This is a genomic window from Tepidibacillus fermentans (assembly GCF_004342885.1).
Classification (GTDB): domain Bacteria; phylum Bacillota; class Bacilli; order Tepidibacillales; family Tepidibacillaceae; genus Tepidibacillus; species Tepidibacillus fermentans.
Genome location: NZ_SMAB01000012.1, coordinates 23,754 through 41,510, shown reverse-complemented (window position 1 = coordinate 41,510; position 17,757 = coordinate 23,754). Strand labels below are relative to the sequence as shown.

Annotated in this window: 15 protein-coding genes and 1 other annotated feature; all 15 genes read left to right on the top strand. The window is 39.3% G+C overall.

The window, feature by feature from the left end; genetic code table 11:
* The first annotated feature begins 82 nt into the window (after positions 1–82).
* The 15 genes from rplK (at position 83) to rplC (ending at position 17,730) form a co-directional block, all read left to right on the top strand.
* A complete protein-coding gene (gene rplK, locus EDD72_RS08370) occupies positions 83–508 on the top strand; it encodes a 50S ribosomal protein L11 (protein ID WP_132769259.1) in 426 nt (141 codons plus the stop codon).
* Between the two features lie 84 nt (positions 509–592).
* Positions 593–1,282 carry a 50S ribosomal protein L1 gene (gene rplA / locus EDD72_RS08365; protein WP_424565543.1) on the top strand — a complete coding sequence of 230 codons (690 nt, stop codon included), beginning with the start codon at positions 593–595 and terminating at the stop codon, positions 1,280–1,282.
* 47 nt (positions 1,283–1,329) lie between these two features.
* Positions 1,330–1,452, top strand: a sequence feature (ribosomal protein L10 leader region).
* A gap of 41 nt (positions 1,453–1,493) precedes the next feature.
* Complete coding sequence (rplJ, locus tag EDD72_RS08360) at positions 1,494–1,988, top strand: 50S ribosomal protein L10 (RefSeq protein WP_132769254.1); 495 nt, start codon at positions 1,494–1,496, stop codon at positions 1,986–1,988.
* A gap of 59 nt (positions 1,989–2,047) precedes the next feature.
* The gene (gene rplL, locus EDD72_RS08355; RefSeq protein ID WP_132769252.1) at positions 2,048–2,413 is read left to right on the top strand and encodes a 50S ribosomal protein L7/L12; all 366 of its coding nucleotides are present in this window, start codon (positions 2,048–2,050) and stop codon (positions 2,411–2,413) included.
* Positions 2,414–2,533: 120 nt separating this feature from the next.
* A complete protein-coding gene (locus tag EDD72_RS08350) occupies positions 2,534–3,151 on the top strand; it encodes a class I SAM-dependent methyltransferase (protein ID WP_132769250.1) in 618 nt (205 codons plus the stop codon).
* 227 nt (positions 3,152–3,378) lie between these two features.
* Positions 3,379–6,903, top strand: coding sequence for a DNA-directed RNA polymerase subunit beta (rpoB, locus tag EDD72_RS08345; protein WP_132769248.1), 3,525 nt, complete (start codon positions 3,379–3,381; stop codon positions 6,901–6,903).
* A 53-nt stretch (positions 6,904–6,956) separates the two neighbouring features.
* Positions 6,957–10,571, top strand: coding sequence for a DNA-directed RNA polymerase subunit beta' (rpoC, locus tag EDD72_RS08340; protein ID WP_132769246.1), 3,615 nt, complete (start codon positions 6,957–6,959; stop codon positions 10,569–10,571).
* Between the two features lie 75 nt (positions 10,572–10,646).
* A complete protein-coding gene (locus EDD72_RS08335; protein ID WP_132769244.1) occupies positions 10,647–10,898 on the top strand; it encodes a 50S ribosomal protein L7ae-like protein in 252 nt (83 codons plus the stop codon).
* A gap of 107 nt (positions 10,899–11,005) precedes the next feature.
* Complete coding sequence (gene rpsL / locus EDD72_RS08330) at positions 11,006–11,425, top strand: 30S ribosomal protein S12 (protein WP_132769242.1); 420 nt, start codon at positions 11,006–11,008, stop codon at positions 11,423–11,425.
* A 45-nt stretch (positions 11,426–11,470) separates the two neighbouring features.
* Positions 11,471–11,941, top strand: a complete 471-nt coding sequence (rpsG, locus tag EDD72_RS08325; RefSeq protein WP_132769240.1) for a 30S ribosomal protein S7 — start codon at positions 11,471–11,473, stop codon at positions 11,939–11,941.
* A gap of 35 nt (positions 11,942–11,976) precedes the next feature.
* A complete protein-coding gene (gene fusA / locus EDD72_RS08320) occupies positions 11,977–14,049 on the top strand; it encodes an elongation factor G (RefSeq protein ID WP_132769238.1) in 2,073 nt (690 codons plus the stop codon).
* Positions 14,050–14,161: 112 nt separating this feature from the next.
* On the top strand, positions 14,162–15,352 hold the full coding sequence (tuf, locus tag EDD72_RS08315; RefSeq protein WP_132769236.1) for an elongation factor Tu: 1,191 nt from the start codon (positions 14,162–14,164) through the stop codon (positions 15,350–15,352).
* Between the two features lie 328 nt (positions 15,353–15,680).
* Positions 15,681–16,571, top strand: a complete 891-nt coding sequence (locus tag EDD72_RS08310; protein WP_132769314.1) for a DMT family transporter — start codon at positions 15,681–15,683, stop codon at positions 16,569–16,571.
* A 185-nt stretch (positions 16,572–16,756) separates the two neighbouring features.
* A complete protein-coding gene (gene rpsJ, locus EDD72_RS08305) occupies positions 16,757–17,065 on the top strand; it encodes a 30S ribosomal protein S10 (RefSeq protein WP_132769234.1) in 309 nt (102 codons plus the stop codon).
* 35 nt (positions 17,066–17,100) lie between these two features.
* Entirely contained in the window at positions 17,101–17,730 is a 630-nt protein-coding gene (gene rplC / locus EDD72_RS08300; RefSeq protein ID WP_132769232.1) for a 50S ribosomal protein L3, read from the top strand.
* Positions 17,731–17,757: the final 27 nt, after the last annotated feature.

Sequence of the window (17,757 nt, the reverse complement as noted above, 5' to 3'; positions counted from 1 at the left end):
TTCTCCCGTTCAAAAATGGGATTTGATGTAAGTGGGAGGGAATAACCCGTTAACCACATTCTGGACTAAGGAGGTGTGTCGCATGGCAAAGAAGGTCATTAAAATCGTGAAACTACAGATTCCTGCTGGAAAAGCAAACCCAGCACCACCAGTTGGTCCTGCGCTTGGTCAAGCAGGAGTGAATATCATGGGATTCTGTAAAGAATTCAATGCTCGTACTGCTGATGATGCAGGGTTGATCATTCCTGTTGAAATAACTGTATATGAAGATAGATCTTTTACATTTATTACAAAAACTCCACCTGCTGCTGTCTTATTGAAAAAAGCTGCAGGTATTGAAAGTGGATCTGGTGAGCCAAACAGGAAGAAAGTAGCTACTGTGAAACGTTCAAAAGTTCGCGAAATTGCTGAACAAAAGATGCCTGATCTAAATGCTGCTAATGTTGAAGCGGCTATGCGCATGATAGAAGGTACAGCACGTAGTATGGGCATTGTTATTGAAGACTAGTGTTTTTTTGGGGTTGGTTCAAATGGACCAACCCCAAATAGTGGGAGGTTTAACCGCAAAAACCACAAAAGGAGGAAAATTGATATGGCGGGTAAAAAGTATTTAGAAGCCTTAAAACAAATCGATCGCGAAAAGGCTTATGATCCAATAGAAGCGATTGAACTTGTAAAAAAGATTTCTAAGGCTAAGTTTGATGAAACTGTAGAGGTTGCAGTTCGCTTAGGTGTTGACCCTAAAAAAGCTGATCAACAAATTCGTGGTGCAGTCGTATTACCACATGGTACTGGTAAAACACAAAGAGTATTAGTGTTTGCAAAAGGTGAAAAAGCTAAAGAGGCTGAAGCCGCAGGTGCTGATTATGTTGGTGATGAGGACTATATCAACAAGATCCAACAAGGTTGGTTCGAATTTGATGTCGTTGTTGCTACACCTGATATGATGGCTTCAGTAGGTAAACTTGGTCGTGTTTTAGGACCAAAAGGCCTAATGCCAAACCCTAAAACAGGAACAGTAACATTTGATGTTGCAAAAGCTGTAAATGAGATTAAAGCTGGTAAAATTGAGTACCGTGTTGATAAGGCTGGAAATATTCATGCACCAATCGGTAAAGTTTCTTTTGATAGTCAAAAATTACTTGAGAACTTACAAACGATTATTGATACATTGGTTAAGGTCAAACCAGCTGCGGCAAAAGGTCAATACGTTCGTAACGTAACGATTAGCTCAACAATGGGGCCAGGAGTTAAAATCAATCTTGCTAAAGTTGTGAAATAATGGTTTTTGACTTCTTGGTTTCCCTATGTTAATATAAATATCGTCAATTTTATAAGATAGCTATACCGTAGACAGTAGGTGCCATTTGGCTTAATTTCCTACCGAGGTAATCAGATATTCTTCGGGTATCGTGTGCCTTCGCTGTTTGCGGAGGCCTTTTTTATGTGCTTGGCTGTCTCGGTGATCATCACAATCATAGGAGGTGTGAAACGTGGGTGTACGCGAGGAAAAACAACAATTAGTAGCTGAGATTGTTGAAAAATTACGCAATAGTAAAACCACGATTGTTACTGACTATCGCGGTTTAAATGTTGCAGAAGTGACTGAATTAAGAAAAAACTTACGTGAAGCAGGCGTTGAATTTAAAGTATTAAAAAATACATTAGTTCGCCGTGCAACTGCTGAAGCTGATCTAACTGGCCTCGATGAATTTTTAACAGGTCCTACAGCTATTGCATTCAGTAACGAGGATGTAGTAGCTCCTGCAAAAATTATCGTTGATTTTGCAAAAAAACATGAAGCACTAGAAGTTAAAGCAGGGGTATTAGAAGGAAGAATCGTAAATGTTAATGAAGTTAAAGCGTTAGCTTCCTTACCATCTCGTGAAGGTTTACTTTCTATGTTACTTAGTGTATTACAAGCACCTATGCGTAATATGGCTCTTGCTGTTAAGGCAGTGGCTGAAAAGAAAGAACAAGAAGCATAATTTACAAAGGTTATCATGTTAAAACATCAGATTAAAATTAATTATAGGAGGTTCATATAATGACGAAAGAACAAATTATTGAAGCGATTAAAAACATGTCTGTTCTTGAATTAAATGATTTAGTAAAAGCAATTGAGGAAGAGTTTGGTGTAACAGCGGCTGCTCCTGTAGCAGTTGTTGGTGGTGCTGCTGCAGCAGAAGCTGTTGAAGAACAAACTGAATTCGATGTAATCTTAGCAAATGCTGGTTCTTCTAAGATCAACGTAATCAAAGTAGTTCGTGAAATTACTGGCCTTGGATTAAAAGATGCAAAAGATCTTGTTGACAACCTTCCAAAACCAGTTAAAGAGAAAGTTTCTAAAGAAGAAGCTGAATCTATCAAAGCTAAACTTGAAGAAGCTGGAGCTTCTGTTGAAGTTAAATAATCGACAACATGATCAAAAACCCGCTGATAAGCCAGCGGGTTTTTATTTGCATTGTAAATTTGTTTGTTAAGATGGGTATAATACTGATGTATATTTTTTGTCTTATTGGGAGAATATGATATGAATGAACACTACTATAGTCAAAACCCTCACGTGGCACATGATGAAAGATTTATTGAAGCGAATTTCTATGGGAAAAAGTTTCAATTCAAAACGGATTCGGGGGTCTTTTCCAAAAAGAGAGTAGATTTTGGAACAGCTTTGCTGATCGAAACCGTCCAGTTTCCTCAATCTACAAAGATCTTAGATTTAGGCTGTGGATATGGACCAGTTGGAATTGTTTCTGCCTCTGTCATTGAAAAAGGTCTTGTTCATATGGTCGATATAAATGAGAGAGCCATCGAACTAGCAAAATATAATGTTGAACACAATCGGAAAAATATAAATGAGAATATATTGATAGAGGTTTATCAAAGTAATGGGTTTCAAAACGTGAGACGTGATGATTTTGATCTGGTATTATTGAACCCACCTATTCGAGCTGGGAAATCAATTGTTTATTCACTTTTTGAAGATTCTTTGTTTCATTTAAAAGAAGGTGGGGAACTTTGGATCGTAATTCAAAAAAAGCAGGGAGCCCCTTCGGCAATGAAGAAGTTAGAATCGTTATTTTCGACCGTCGAAGAGGTTGAAAGAAGTAAAGGGTATTCTATCATTCGATCCACTAAAAGTAAATAATTTTTAAAATTCAAGCATTGACTTACTTTTTTAATTATGGTAATATACAAAAATGCTATAGTCTAAATATTGTAACGTAGATTTAATATTTCAAAATATACATATTAAGGAATGGTTTAGTTGATTTTTGTTAAAAATCAATATTATATGAGTTTTAAAAAATGAGGTTTCTTTAACCCATTTTTATTTTTTTGTGATAAAGAACTCTGGTCTAAGGGGTGAAAATCTTGGCGGGAAAACTTGTGCAGTATGGCCGTAGACAGCGCAGAAGCTATGCAAGGATTGAAGAGGTTTTAGAGATCCCGTATTTGATTGAAATTCAAAAAAAGTCTTATGAATGGTTCTTAGAGAAAGGTTTAAGAGAATTATTCAAAGACATCTCACCAATTCAAGATTTTACAGGAAATCTAATCCTCGAATTTATTGACTACAGCTTAGGCGAGCCAAAGTACACTGTAGATGATGCGAAAGAACGCGATGTAACCTATGCTGCTCCTTTAAGGGTAAAGGTGCGATTAATCAACAAAGAAACAGGTGAAGTAAAAGAACAGGAAGTCTTTATGGGAGATTTCCCATTGATGACGGAAACAGGTACCTTTATTATCAATGGTGCTGAAAGGGTAATCGTCAGCCAACTTGTTCGTTCGCCAAGTGTCTACTTTAGTACAAAAGTAGATAAAAATGGTAAAAAGACCTTTACTTCTACGATTATTCCTAACCGAGGTGCATGGTTGGAATTAGAAACTGATGCGAAAGACATCATTTATGTACGCATTGACCGTACAAGAAAATTACCGGTAACGGTTTTACTCCGTGCATTAGGGTTTGGAACAAATGAGCAAATTATCGACCTATTGGGTGATAACGAATATATTCGTAACACTTTAGATAAAGACAACACCGATTCCGTAGAAAAAGCCTTAATTGAAATTTATGAACGTTTGCGGCCAGGAGAACCTCCTACCGTTGAAAATGCAAAGAGTTTATTAGTCTCCCGTTTCTTTGACCCAAAGCGATATGATCTCGCCGAAGTAGGTCGTTATAAAATCAATAAAAAGCTCCATATTAAAAATCGCTTGTTTAATCAACGACTTGCAGAGACGCTTGTCGATCCGACAACAGGTGAGATTATTGCCGAAGCAGGACAAATTGTCGACCGTCGTCTTCTTGATAAAATCTTGCCTGCTTTAGAAAACGGTGTGAATTATGTGAACTATGATCCTAGAGGTGGAGTGGTTGAAGAAACAATCCCTCTACAATCGATCAACGTCTTTTCTCCTAACGAGGATGGGCACATTGTTAAAGTTATCTCTAACCGAGTAGTGGATAAAAGTGTGAAACATATTACTCCAGCAGATATTATTGCGTCCATTAACTATTTTATTAATTTGTTATATGGAGTAGGAGATACGGACGATATTGACCATTTAGGTAATCGCCGTTTGCGTTCTGTTGGAGAGTTATTACAAAATCAATTCCGCATTGGTTTATCACGAATGGAACGTGTCGTTCGGGAACGAATGTCCATTCAGGATGCAGACATGATCACACCTCAAGCCTTAATCAATATTCGACCTGTAATTGCTTCGATTAAAGAATTCTTTGGAAGTAGTCAGTTATCCCAATTTATGGATCAAACCAACCCATTAGCTGAGTTAACTCACAAACGACGTCTTAGTGCATTAGGACCTGGAGGATTAACGAGAGAGCGGGCTGGATTTGAAGTTCGGGACGTTCACCATTCCCATTATGGTAGAATGTGTCCGATCGAAACTCCTGAAGGTCCAAACATTGGTTTGATTAACTCACTTTCTACTTTTGCGAGGGTCAATGAATATGGTTTTATTGAGGCACCTTATCGTAAAGTAGACCCTGAAACCCATCGAGTAACAAATGAGATTGTATATGTTACGGCAGATGAAGAAGATAATTACGTCATTGCTCAAGCAAATGCAAAAGTAGATGAAGAAGGTCATTTCTTAGAGGATGAGGTTATCGCTCGCTATAAAGATGAGAATATTATTGCGGCGAAAGAAAGGGTCGACTTGATGGACGTTTCTCCAAAACAAGTCGTATCTGTTGCTACTGCGATGATTCCATTCCTAGAAAATGACGACTCAAACCGCGCACTAATGGGGTCGAACATGCAACGTCAAGCTGTTCCTTTACTGGTTCCGGAAGCTCCATTAGTTGGTACTGGAATGGAGCATAAGGCGGCAAAAGATTCCGGAGTATGTGTGATTGCAAAACATGATGGCGTAGTAGAGTATGTCGATGCGAGATCAATCTGGATTCGCAGGCAAGAAGTGATCGATGGCAAAGTTGTTAAGGGTGATCTTGATAAGTATAAACTTCATAAATTCATGCGTTCCAACCAAGGAACTTGCATTAATCAGCGTCCGATTGTACGCAAAGGTGATGTTGTAAAAGCAGGGGATATTATTGCTGATGGACCTTCTACTGAGCAGGGAGAAATTGCATTAGGTCGTAACGTTGTCGTTGCTTTCATGACTTGGGAAGGTTATAACTATGAAGATGCAATCCTCTTAAGTGAGCGATTGGTAAAAGAAGATGTTTATACCTCTATTCATATTGAAGAGTATGAGTCTGAGGCAAGGGATACTAAGCTTGGACCAGAAGAGATTACAAGAGATATACCAAATGTAGGTGAGGAAGCTTTAAAAAATCTTGATGAACGAGGAATTATCCGTATTGGTGCCGAAATTCGCCCGGGGGATATTTTGGTTGGTAAGGTAACACCAAAGGGAGTTACAGAACTAACAGCTGAAGAACGATTGTTACATGCGATCTTTGGTGAAAAAGCTCGTGAAGTACGGGATACCTCTTTACGTGTTCCTCATGGTACGGACGGTATCGTTGTTGATGTCAAAGTTTTTACACGTGAGAATGGCGATGAATTGCCCCCAGGAGTGAATCAACTGGTTCGTGTCTATATTGCGCAAAAGAGGAAAATATCTCAGGGGGATAAAATGGCAGGACGACACGGTAATAAAGGGGTTATCGCAAGAATTCTCCCAGAAGAAGATATGCCATTTTTACCAGATGGAAGGCCGGTGGATGTTGTACTCAATCCATTAGGAGTTCCATCAAGGATGAATATCGGGCAAGTATTGGAGGTCCATTTGGGTTGGGCTGCCAAAGCGTTAGGTATTCATGTGGCTACACCTGTCTTTGATGGCGCGAGAGAAAACGATGTCTTTGATGCGATGGAAGAAGCAGGTTTTGACCGAGATGGTAAAACGATCCTTTATGACGGACGTACAGGGGAACCTTTTGAAAGAAGGGTTACCGTTGGTGTTATGTATATGATCAAATTGGCACATATGGTTGATGATAAGATCCACGCACGCTCTACAGGACCTTACTCTCTTGTTACACAACAACCACTTGGCGGTAAAGCGCAATTTGGTGGACAGCGTTTCGGTGAGATGGAGGTTTGGGCTCTTGAAGCATATGGGGCAGCATATACACTTCAAGAAATTCTAACGGTTAAATCAGATGATGTTGTTGGTCGTGTCAAGACATATGAAGCGATCGTTAAAGGTGAAAATGTTCCAGAGCCAGGCGTACCAGAATCATTCAAAGTTCTGATCAAAGAATTACAAAGCTTAGGAATGGATGTAAAAATTCTTTCAGAGAACGAAGAAGAAATCGAGATGAAAGAATTTGACGATGATGATGATCGCCACACTGATAATCTGACTTTACATTTAGAAGTAAATGAAGATTAGTGAATAGGTCAAAAAGTCTTTTCTTGACCATATAAATAAGGGAGGTATGCCCTTTGTTGGATGTGAACAATTTCGAATATATGAAAATAGGATTAGCTTCTCCAGAAAAAATCCGATCTTGGTCTTATGGAGAAGTGAAAAAGCCTGAAACCATTAACTACCGAACCCTAAAACCAGAAAAAGAAGGTCTATTCTGCGAAAAGATCTTCGGACCAACGAAAGATTGGGAATGTCATTGTGGAAAGTACAAGCGTGTACGCTATAAAGGTGTTGTTTGTGATCGATGCGGAGTTGAGGTAACAAAATCAAAAGTTCGTCGTGAGAGAATGGGACACATTGAATTAGCTGCCCCAGTTTCTCATATTTGGTATCTTAAAGGAATTCCCAGCCGAATGGGGCTTGTTCTTGATATGTCACCAAGATCATTAGAGGAAGTCATTTATTTTGCTTCTTACGTTGTTACCGATCCTGGAGACACGCCGTTAGAAAAGAAACAATTACTATCAGAAAAAGAATATCGTTCTTATCGTGAAAAGTATGGACAGTCTTTTTCTGCTGGGATGGGTGCGGAAGCAATCAAAAAGCTTCTAGAGAGTATCGACTTAGACAAAGAAGTAAATTTACTGAAAGAAGAATTAAATAATGCACAAGGTCAGAGAAGAAATCGGATTATTAAGCGGCTAGAAGTACTAGAGGCATTTCGAAGCTCTGAAAATAAGCCGTCTTGGATGATCCTCGATGTTCTTCCAGTCATCCCGCCAGAACTTCGGCCGATGGTTCAGCTAGATGGTGGTAGATTTGCGACATCTGATTTGAATGATCTATATCGTCGAGTCATCAACCGTAATAACCGATTAAAACGGTTATTAGACTTAGGTGCACCAGATATTATTGTGCAAAATGAAAAACGGATGCTTCAGGAAGCTGTTGATGCTTTAATCGATAACGGTCGTCGTGGGCGTCCAGTTACGGGGCCTGGAAACCGTCCGTTAAAATCTTTAAGCCATATGTTAAAGGGAAAACAGGGACGTTTCCGTCAAAACTTACTTGGTAAAAGGGTTGATTACTCTGGTCGCTCCGTTATCGTAGTTGGACCGAACTTAAAGATGTATCAATGTGGTTTACCAAAAGAAATGGCATTAGAACTATTTAAACCCTTTGTGATGAAAGAATTAGTGAGCAAAGGAATCGCCCATAATATTAAGAGTGCAAAACGCAAAGTTGAAAGGGTAAGCCCAGATGTTTGGGATGTTCTTGAAGAAGTGATTAAAGAGCATCCAGTCCTACTGAACCGTGCACCCACTCTTCACCGCTTAGGAATTCAAGCTTTTGAACCTACTTTAGTGGAAGGACGGGCAATTAAACTCCACCCATTAGTATGTACGGCGTATAATGCCGACTTTGACGGTGACCAGATGGCTGTTCACGTTCCTTTATCTGCTGAAGCACAAGCAGAAGCGCGTCTTCTCATGTTAGCAGCGCATAATATTTTGAACCCAAAAGATGGGAAACCAGTTGTTACTCCTTCTCAAGATATGGTTTTAGGTTGTTACTATTTAACTATTGAAAAAGAAGGAGCAAAAGGTGAGGGAATGATCCTACGTGATCTGAATGAAGCGATCGCTGCTTATCAAAATGGGTATGCGACACTTCAATCACGGGTTGTCATTCCAGTTAAATCATTAAAAAAGACAAGTTTTACGGAAAAACAGCAAAACGCTTTGTTAGTAACAACAATAGGGAAAATTATTTTTAATGAAATTTTTCCAGCTGATTTTCCATACATTAATGCCCCTACAAAAGAAAATTTAATTGAGGGAACCCCTGATGATTATTTCATTTACGAGAAAGGGGTAAACATTAAAGAGTTTATTAAAAACGTTCCAAATCGTGGGGCAGTCAAAAAAGGTTATCTCGGACAAATTATTTCTGAGATATTTAGACGTTATCAAACCACTCAAACTTCAATTATCTTAGATAAAATTAAAGAACTTGGGTTCACTTATTCAACAAAAGCAGGTATTACAATTTCCGTCTCAGATGTAACCGTACCTAAAGAAAAGGATCAAATCCTACGTGATGCAGAAGAAAAAGTTCAAGCTGTACTTAAGCAATACCGCAGAGGATTAATTACAGAAGATGAACGTTATGACCGAGTTATTTCAATCTGGAGCAAAGCGAAGGATCAAATTACAGAAGTCTTAATGAATTCATTGGATCGTTTTAATTCGATCTATATGATGGCAAACTCTGGAGCCCGGGGTAATGTTTCTCAGATTACTCAGCTTGCAGGAATGCGTGGATTGATGGCCGCTCCATCAGGTAGAATCATCGAGTTACCCATTAAATCGAACTTCCGTGAAGGTTTAACCGTATTAGAGTATTTTATTTCTACCCACGGTGCTCGAAAAGGTCTAGCAGATACCGCATTACGAACAGCTGACTCAGGATACTTAACAAGGCGTCTTGTTGATGTAGCTCAAGATGTCATTGTTCGTGAAGAAGATTGTGGTACGGATAAAGGTCTGATCGTTACCGACATTGGTGATGGAAAAGAAGTAATCGAGAGCCTGTATGACCGCATTGTAGGAAGAGTCGCATTAGAAACAGTACGACATCCAGAAACGGATGAAGTAATTGTAAAACGAAATGAACTTATTGATGAAGAAAAGGCAGATCGAATTGTATCTGCAGGAATTAAGGCTGTAAATATTCGTTCGGTTCTCAGTTGCCGTACCCATCATGGGGTATGTAAAAAATGTTACGGCCGTAATCTTGCGACAGGTAAAGATGTTGAGATTGGTGAAGCAGTTGGTACAATCGCTGCCCAATCAATTGGTGAGCCAGGTACGCAATTAACCATGAGAACGTTCCATACTGGTGGTGTTGCAGGAGACGATATTACTCAAGGTTTACCGCGTATCCAAGAGCTATTTGAAGCAAGAAATCCAAAAGGGCAGGCTGTAATTACTGAAATTGATGGGACAATTACAGAAATTCGCGATGGTAAAGATCGTCGCGAGATCGAAGTCACTGGCGAAACAGAAGTCAAAGTCTATTCTGTTCCATTTGGTTCTCGTATTCGAGTATCAGTAGGAAATGTGGTGGAAGCTGGCGATGAGTTAACCGAAGGTTCCATCGATCCAAAAGAAATGCTAAAAGTAAAAGGACTACGTGGGGTACAGAATTACATCCTACAAGAAGTCCAAAAAGTATACCGCCTTCAAGGGGTAGAAATTAACGATAAGCATATCGAAATCATGGTTCGTCAAATGTTAAGAAAGGTTAGAGTTCTCGAAAATGGTGGGACAGATCTTCTGCCAGGTTCTATGGTCGATATCCATGAATTTGAGAATGCGAACCGATTAGCATTCATGAATGGAAAAGAACCAGCCATTGCAAGACCGGTATTACTTGGAATTACAAAAGCGTCCCTTGAGACTGATTCATTCCTTTCGGCAGCATCATTCCAAGAAACGACAAGAGTTCTAACGGAAGCTGCAATCAAAGGGAAGGTCGATAAATTATTAGGTTTGAAAGAGAATGTGATTATTGGTAAGTTAATTCCAGCTGGTACTGGTTTGTCACGATATAGAAATATCAAAATTAAGACAGCAAACGAAGTTGATCCAGAAGTAGCAAAAGAAAAAGTAGGAATTGAATCATAAGACGTTGACATTTTATTTGCCAAGTGATAACATATTCAAGTGTGTGTAGAATCCTGTACTTTGGAGGATATGAAGATGTCTTATGAAAAAGTAAAACAGGCGAAGCACCTTTCAATTGGCTTGAAACAAACTCTTAAATCCCTTGAAAGGGATGCGGCATTAGAAATTGTGGTTGCAAAAGATGCCGAAAGAAGAGTGACTCAAAAAGTGATTCAATTAGCTGAGGAAAAAAAGGTGCCGATCTTTTATGTGGATTCAATGAAACAGCTTGGTAAAGCTTGCGGGATCGAAGTTGGTGCATCAACCGTAGCTATACTAAGAAGTTAATACTGCAGGGCAAACATCATGAATATGGTGTTTGCCATGCAATTTATTTTCATTATTTTTGAACCGCCTGGATCTGTGGGCTTAAATTTTTGGAAGGAGGTGGCGATATGCCAACAATTAACCAGTTAGTACGCAAAGGGCGTCAAAATAAAGTATGGAAGTCTAAATCACCTGCTTTACAAAAGGGTTATAACAGTTTCCAAAAGGAGCAAACCAATCAAAGTTCTCCACAAAAACGTGGTGTTTGTACTCGTGTGGGTACAATGACACCGAAGAAACCTAACTCTGCTTTACGTAAGTATGCCCGTGTTCGTCTTACCAATGGAATTGAGGTTACAGCTTATATTCCAGGTATTGGACACAACCTTCAAGAACACAGCGTTGTATTAGTTCGTGGAGGTCGTGTTAAAGACCTACCGGGGGTACGTTATCATATTGTTCGTGGTGCTTTAGATACTGCTGGTGTACAAAATCGTATGCAAGGTCGTTCTAAATATGGTACAAAGCGTCCTAAAGAAAAGAAATAATTGTACGATTTTCTTAATCAGCTAAGATGAAAAGGAGGGAAAAAGATGCCACGTAAAGGACCTGTCGCTCGTCGAGATGTATTACCTGATCCAGTGTATAACAGCAAGCTTGTAACTCGTCTAATCAACCGGATGATGGTTGATGGTAAAAAGAGTGTAGCTCAAAATATTCTTTATAAAGCTTTTGATATTGTTAGAGAGCGTACTGGCAAAGATCCAATGGAGGTTTTTGATCAAGCTCTTAAAAATATCATGCCTGTTTTAGAAGTAAGAGCTCGCCGTGTTGGTGGTGCGAACTACCAAGTTCCAGTAGAAGTGAAACCAGAACGTCGTCTGACATTAGGGATTCGCTGGTTAGTCAATTATTCACGTCTTCGTGGAGAAAAAACGATGGAAGAGCGGTTAGCTGCAGAAATTATCGATGCTGCGAATAACACGGGTGCAGCAGTAAAGAAACGCGAAGATACCCATAAAATGGCTGAAGCAAATAAAGCTTTTGCTCATTATCGTTGGTAGTCAAAAACATCCTTTAGAAAGGAGAAACGCGAAAGATGGCTAGAGAATTCTCCTTAAAAAATACACGTAATATTGGGATCATGGCCCATATTGACGCGGGGAAAACGACAACAACTGAACGTGTACTTTATTACACTGGTCGTACTCATAAGATTGGTGAAGTGCACGAAGGTGCTGCAACTATGGACTGGATGGAACAAGAGCAGGAGCGTGGTATTACCATTACTTCTGCTGCAACCACCGCCCAATGGAAAGGACACCGCATCAATATCATTGATACCCCAGGACACGTCGACTTTACCGTTGAGGTAGAACGTTCCTTGCGTGTATTAGATGGAGCAGTAACAGTATTAGACGCAAAAAGTGGTGTTGAGCCGCAAACGGAAACAGTTTGGCGTCAAGCTACAACCTATGGAGTTCCACGTATCGTATATGTAAACAAAATGGATATCCTAGGTGCAAATTATTTGCGTTCTGTCCAAACTATTTATGATCGTTTGCAAGCGAAAGCTGTGCCAATTCAGCTACCGATTGGTGCAGAAGATCAGTTTGAAGGAATCATTGACTTAATCGAAATGGTTGCTTATTTCTATGAAGATGATTTAGGAACCAAAATCGTTAAGAAAGAGATTCCTGCTGAATACAAGGAGTTAGCAGAAGAGTGGAGGCTCAAAATGATTGAGTCTGCTGCGGAAGTTGATGAAGAACTAATGATGAAGTACTTAGAAGGGGAAGAGATCTCTAATGAAGAGATCAAAGCTGCACTTCGTAAGGGAACGATTAATGTAGAGATATTCCCTGTACTTTGCGGTTCTTCTTATCGAAACAAAGGTGTTCAGTTAATGCTGGATGCAGTCATTGATTACTTACCATCACCTGTAGATATCCCGCCGATTAAAGGGCACTTAGAAGATGGTACAGAAGACGAAAGACCAGCGGATGATAATGCGCCATTTTCAGCATTAGCATTTAAGATTATGACTGACCCTTATGTAGGTAAATTAACTTTCTTCCGTGTGTATTCTGGTGTATTGAACTCTGGTTCTTATGTGCTAAATTCAACAAAAGGCAAGCGTGAACGTATTGGACGTATACTTCAAATGCATGCAAATCACAGACAGGAAATCAGCACTGTCTATTCTGGTGATATTGCAGCAGCAGTAGGTTTGAAGGATACGACAACAGGTGATACGCTTTGCGATGATAAAGCGCCAATTGTTCTTGAATCGATGACTTTCCCTGAGCCAGTTATTCGTCTATCTGTTGAGCCAAAAACAAAGGCTGACCAAGATAAGATGGGTATGGCATTAGCAAAACTAGCTGAAGAAGACCCAACATTTAAAACGCACACCGATGAAGAAACAGGTCAAACCATTATTGCCGGTATGGGTGAACTCCATCTAGATATTATCGTTGACCGCTTAAAACGTGAATTCAAGGTAGAAGCAAACGTTGGTGCACCTCAGGTTGCGTATAAAGAAACGATTCGTAAGTCTGCAAAAGTTGAAGGTAAATTCGTTCGTCAATCTGGTGGACGCGGACAATATGGTCATGTTTGGATTGAATTCGAACCACTTGAGCCAGGCCAAGGATTTGTATTTGAAAATAAAATTGTTGGTGGTGTGGTTCCAAAAGAATATATTCCAGCAGTACAAGCAGGTATTGAAGAAGCCATGCAAAATGGTCTGATAGCTGGTTACCCGGTTATTGACTTAAAGGCAACTATTTTTGATGGTTCTTATCATGATGTTGACTCATCAGAAATGGCGTTTAAGATTGCAGGTTCTTTAGCGTTAAAAGCAGCTGCATCAAAATGCGATCCTGTAATATTAGAACCTGTAATGAAAGTTGAAGTTACTGTACCAGAAGAGTACATGGGAGATGTAATGGGTGACCTTAATTCACGTCGCGGCCGTATCGAAGGAATGGAAGCAGTATCAGGTGCTCAAATTATTCGAGCAATGGTACCGCTAGCTGAAATGTTTGGATATGCAACCACACTTCGTTCTAAGACGCAAGGACGTGGCAATTATTCTATGCATTTCGATCATTATGAGGAAGTACCTAAAAATATTGCAGAAACAATTATTACAAAAAATAAAGGATAATCATGTTTTTCCTCGAATAACAAACATAGAAATTACCTACGAGCACTGCTCGTTAGGTACCTTTCTTCAAACATAAAAAATATTTATCTTATACTTAAGGAGGATCATTAAAATGGCAAAAGCTAAATTTGAGCGTACAAAACCACACGTTAACATTGGTACTATTGGCCACGTTGACCATGGTAAAACTACTTTAACAGCTGCTATTACTACTGTGCTTTCTAAAACTGGTGGTGCAGTTGCTACCGCTTATGATCAGATCGATAAAGCTCCAGAAGAACGTGAACGTGGTATCACTATTTCAACAGCACACGTTGAATATGAAACAGCAAATCGCCACTATGCACACGTTGACTGCCCTGGTCATGCTGACTATGTAAAAAACATGATTACTGGTGCAGCGCAAATGGACGGTGCGATCTTAGTCGTATCTGCTGCTGATGGTCCAATGCCACAGACTCGCGAGCACATTCTACTTTCTCGTCAAGTAGGTGTTCCTTACATCGTTGTATTCATGAACAAAGTTGATATGGTTGACGATGAAGAATTATTAGAATTAGTAGAAATGGAAATTCGTGATTTATTATCTGAATACGAATTCCCAGGAGACGATATTCCAGTTATCAAAGGTTCTGCTCTTAAAGCATTAGAAAACCCAGACAGTGAGTGGGCAAATGCTATTCATGAATTAATGAAAGCTGTTGATGAGTACATCCCAACTCCTGAGCGTGACGTTGATAAGCCTTTCTTAATGCCAGTTGAGGACGTATTCTCTATTACTGGTCGTGGTACTGTAGCAACAGGTCGTGTTGAGCGTGGTACGGTTAAAGTTGGGGATGAAGTAGAAATCGTTGGTCTTAACGAAGAAACAAAGAAAACAGTTGTTACAGGGGTTGAAATGTTCCGTAAGCTTCTTGACCAAGCTCAAGCCGGTGACAACATTGGTGCATTGCTTCGTGGTGTCGACCGTAAAGAAATCGAGCGTGGACAAGTTTTAGCAAAACCAGCTTCTGTTAAACCTCATACTGTTTTTAAAGCACAAGTATACATCTTAACAAAAGAAGAAGGTGGACGTCATACCCCATTCTTCAACGGATACCGTCCTCAATTCTATTTCCGTACAACCGACGTTACTGGCGTTATCAAATTACCAGAAGGTACAGAAATGGTTATGCCAGGAGATAACATCACAATGGAAGTTGAATTAATTGCTCCTATCGCAATTGAAGAAGGTACTCGTTTCGCGATTCGCGAAGGCGGACGTACCGTTGGTGCCGGAGCCGTATCTACTATCCTTAAGTAATTCAACTGAAAAATATCATTAAAGGACCTCTTTAGAGGTCCTTTTTTGGTGGAATATACAAACTTGAAACCACTTGTATGTTCTAACACTACTTCAATACCTCGCGGTTTTCTTCGAATAAACAGATGGTAGAAAATCTCACTCGCTAAAGCACCCATAGGGTACAAGTCACGCTATGCAACCAAAGTTGCCTATTGAATAATAGGATTGAACTCGTCTATAATCAAGTTATCATGAAAATCGAACACCGAGTATGTTACTCGGTGTTTTTTCTAGCAATAAATAGAGATTATGGCGAAAAGGAGGGTAAACTTTGCGTGAAAATCGGATGAATCTAATTTTACTGATAACATTATTATTAATCGCAATCCTAGCCATTTCGTCATCAGCTATCCTCGTAAAGGAAACCAATGCACCATCAGCAATTATCGCAACTTATCGACTTTTCTTTACAGTAGCTATTTTATTTTTTCCTACTATTCTATATCACCGAAAGGAACTGTTTTCTGTTCAAAAGAAAGAACTTATCTATTCAATCCTTGCTGGACTATTTTTAGCGCTTCATTTTATTACTTGGTTTGAATCATTAAACTATACATCGATTGCTAGTTCTGTTGTCCTTGTGACGATGCAACCAATCTTCGCAATGATCGGAGGAGTACTTTTTTTTAAAGAACGGTACACATTCATTGCAGTCATTGGAAGTACCATTGCTGTTATTGGAGGAATGATCATTGGCTGGGGTGATTTTCGTATAGGTGGTATGGCATTATGGGGGGATATTTTAGCATTAATTGGTGCACTATTGGCAACAGTATATTGGCTTTTTGGGCAATTTGTACGTGCGAGATTATCATTACTACCATATGCCTTACTTGTGTATGGTTCATCGCTGTTTGCATTGATATTCTATGATTTGTTTTTTTCATATTCTTTCTTCTCATATCAAAAAAGAGATTGGATTGTGTTTATTCTGATCGCTATTATCCCTAATATTCTAGGACACACGATTTTTAATTGGTCAATGAAATACATTAGTGCTACAACCGTATCGATGTTAATTCTTGGTGAACCAGTTGGATCGATGATCTTAGCTTACATCCTGTATCGAGAACGATTAAACATCACACAATGGATCGGTAGTTTTTGCATTTTCCTCGGAATCTTTCTTTATCTTCGTTATCAGTCTGGCCAAAAATTGGAGAATGAAAGTTTTTGATAATAAGAATGAAAAACTTGCAATAGGAACTTTTTTTTTATATAATATTTAACGTTGGTCCTCAGGACTCGCGATGATGTGGAAGGTTGACGACACACCCGGCCCATTTGCCATGGGTGATGACGTGAAATTTTCACTGAGAAATTGTCCGTTAAAAAAATGGGCGTGAAGGAGGGAATTTTATAATGGCAAAACAAAAAATTCGTATTCGTTTAAAGGCTTATGATCACAGAGTATTAGATCAGTCAGCAGCTAAGATTGTAGACACTGCAAAGCGTTCTGGGGCAAAAGTTTCTGGACCAATTCCGTTGCCTACAGAAAAATCAGTATATACAATTCTTAGAGCAGTCCACAAGTATAAGGATTCTCGTGAACAGTTTGAAATGCGTACTCATAAACGCTTGATTGACATTATCAATCCAACACCACAAACTGTAGATTCCTTAATGAGACTTGATCTACCATCTGGTGTAGATATTGAAATCAAATTATAAAAATGATTCAGTGATTGGATATAGGAGGTGGCAAAATGGCCAAAGGAATCTTAGGGAAAAAACTAGGAATGACACAAATCTTTAATGAAGAGGGTAATGTGATTCCCGTAACTGTAGTAGAAGCAGGCCCATGTGTCGTTCTTCAAAAGAAAGACCTTGAAAACGATGGTTATGAGGCTATTCAATTCGGATTTGATGATAAGAAAGAATCAAGAGCTAACAAACCTGAACAAGGTCACGCAAAAAAAGCTGGTACAGCACCTAAGCGCTTCATTCGTGAAATTCGTGGTATGTCCATGGATTTGGAAGTTGGTCAGGAGGTTAAAGCAGATCTATTTACAGAAGGAGAATATGTTGATGTGACAGGTATTTCCAAAGGTAAAGGATTTGCTGGATCAATTAAAAGACATAATCAATCTCGTGGGCCAATGGCACACGGTTCCCGTTATCACAGAGGTCCAGGTTCAATGGGTCCAATTGCTCCTAACCGTGTAGTAAAAGGTAAACCATTACCAGGACGTATGGGTACTGATAAGGTAACGATTCAAAATTTAGAAATTGTCAAAGTTGATGCAGATCGCAACTTATTATTGATTAAAGGTTCTATCCCAGGACCGAAAAATGGTTATGTTATCATCAAAGAATCTGTGAAAAAAGGAAAATAACTTTTGTGAAAGAAAGGAGGATTCGCT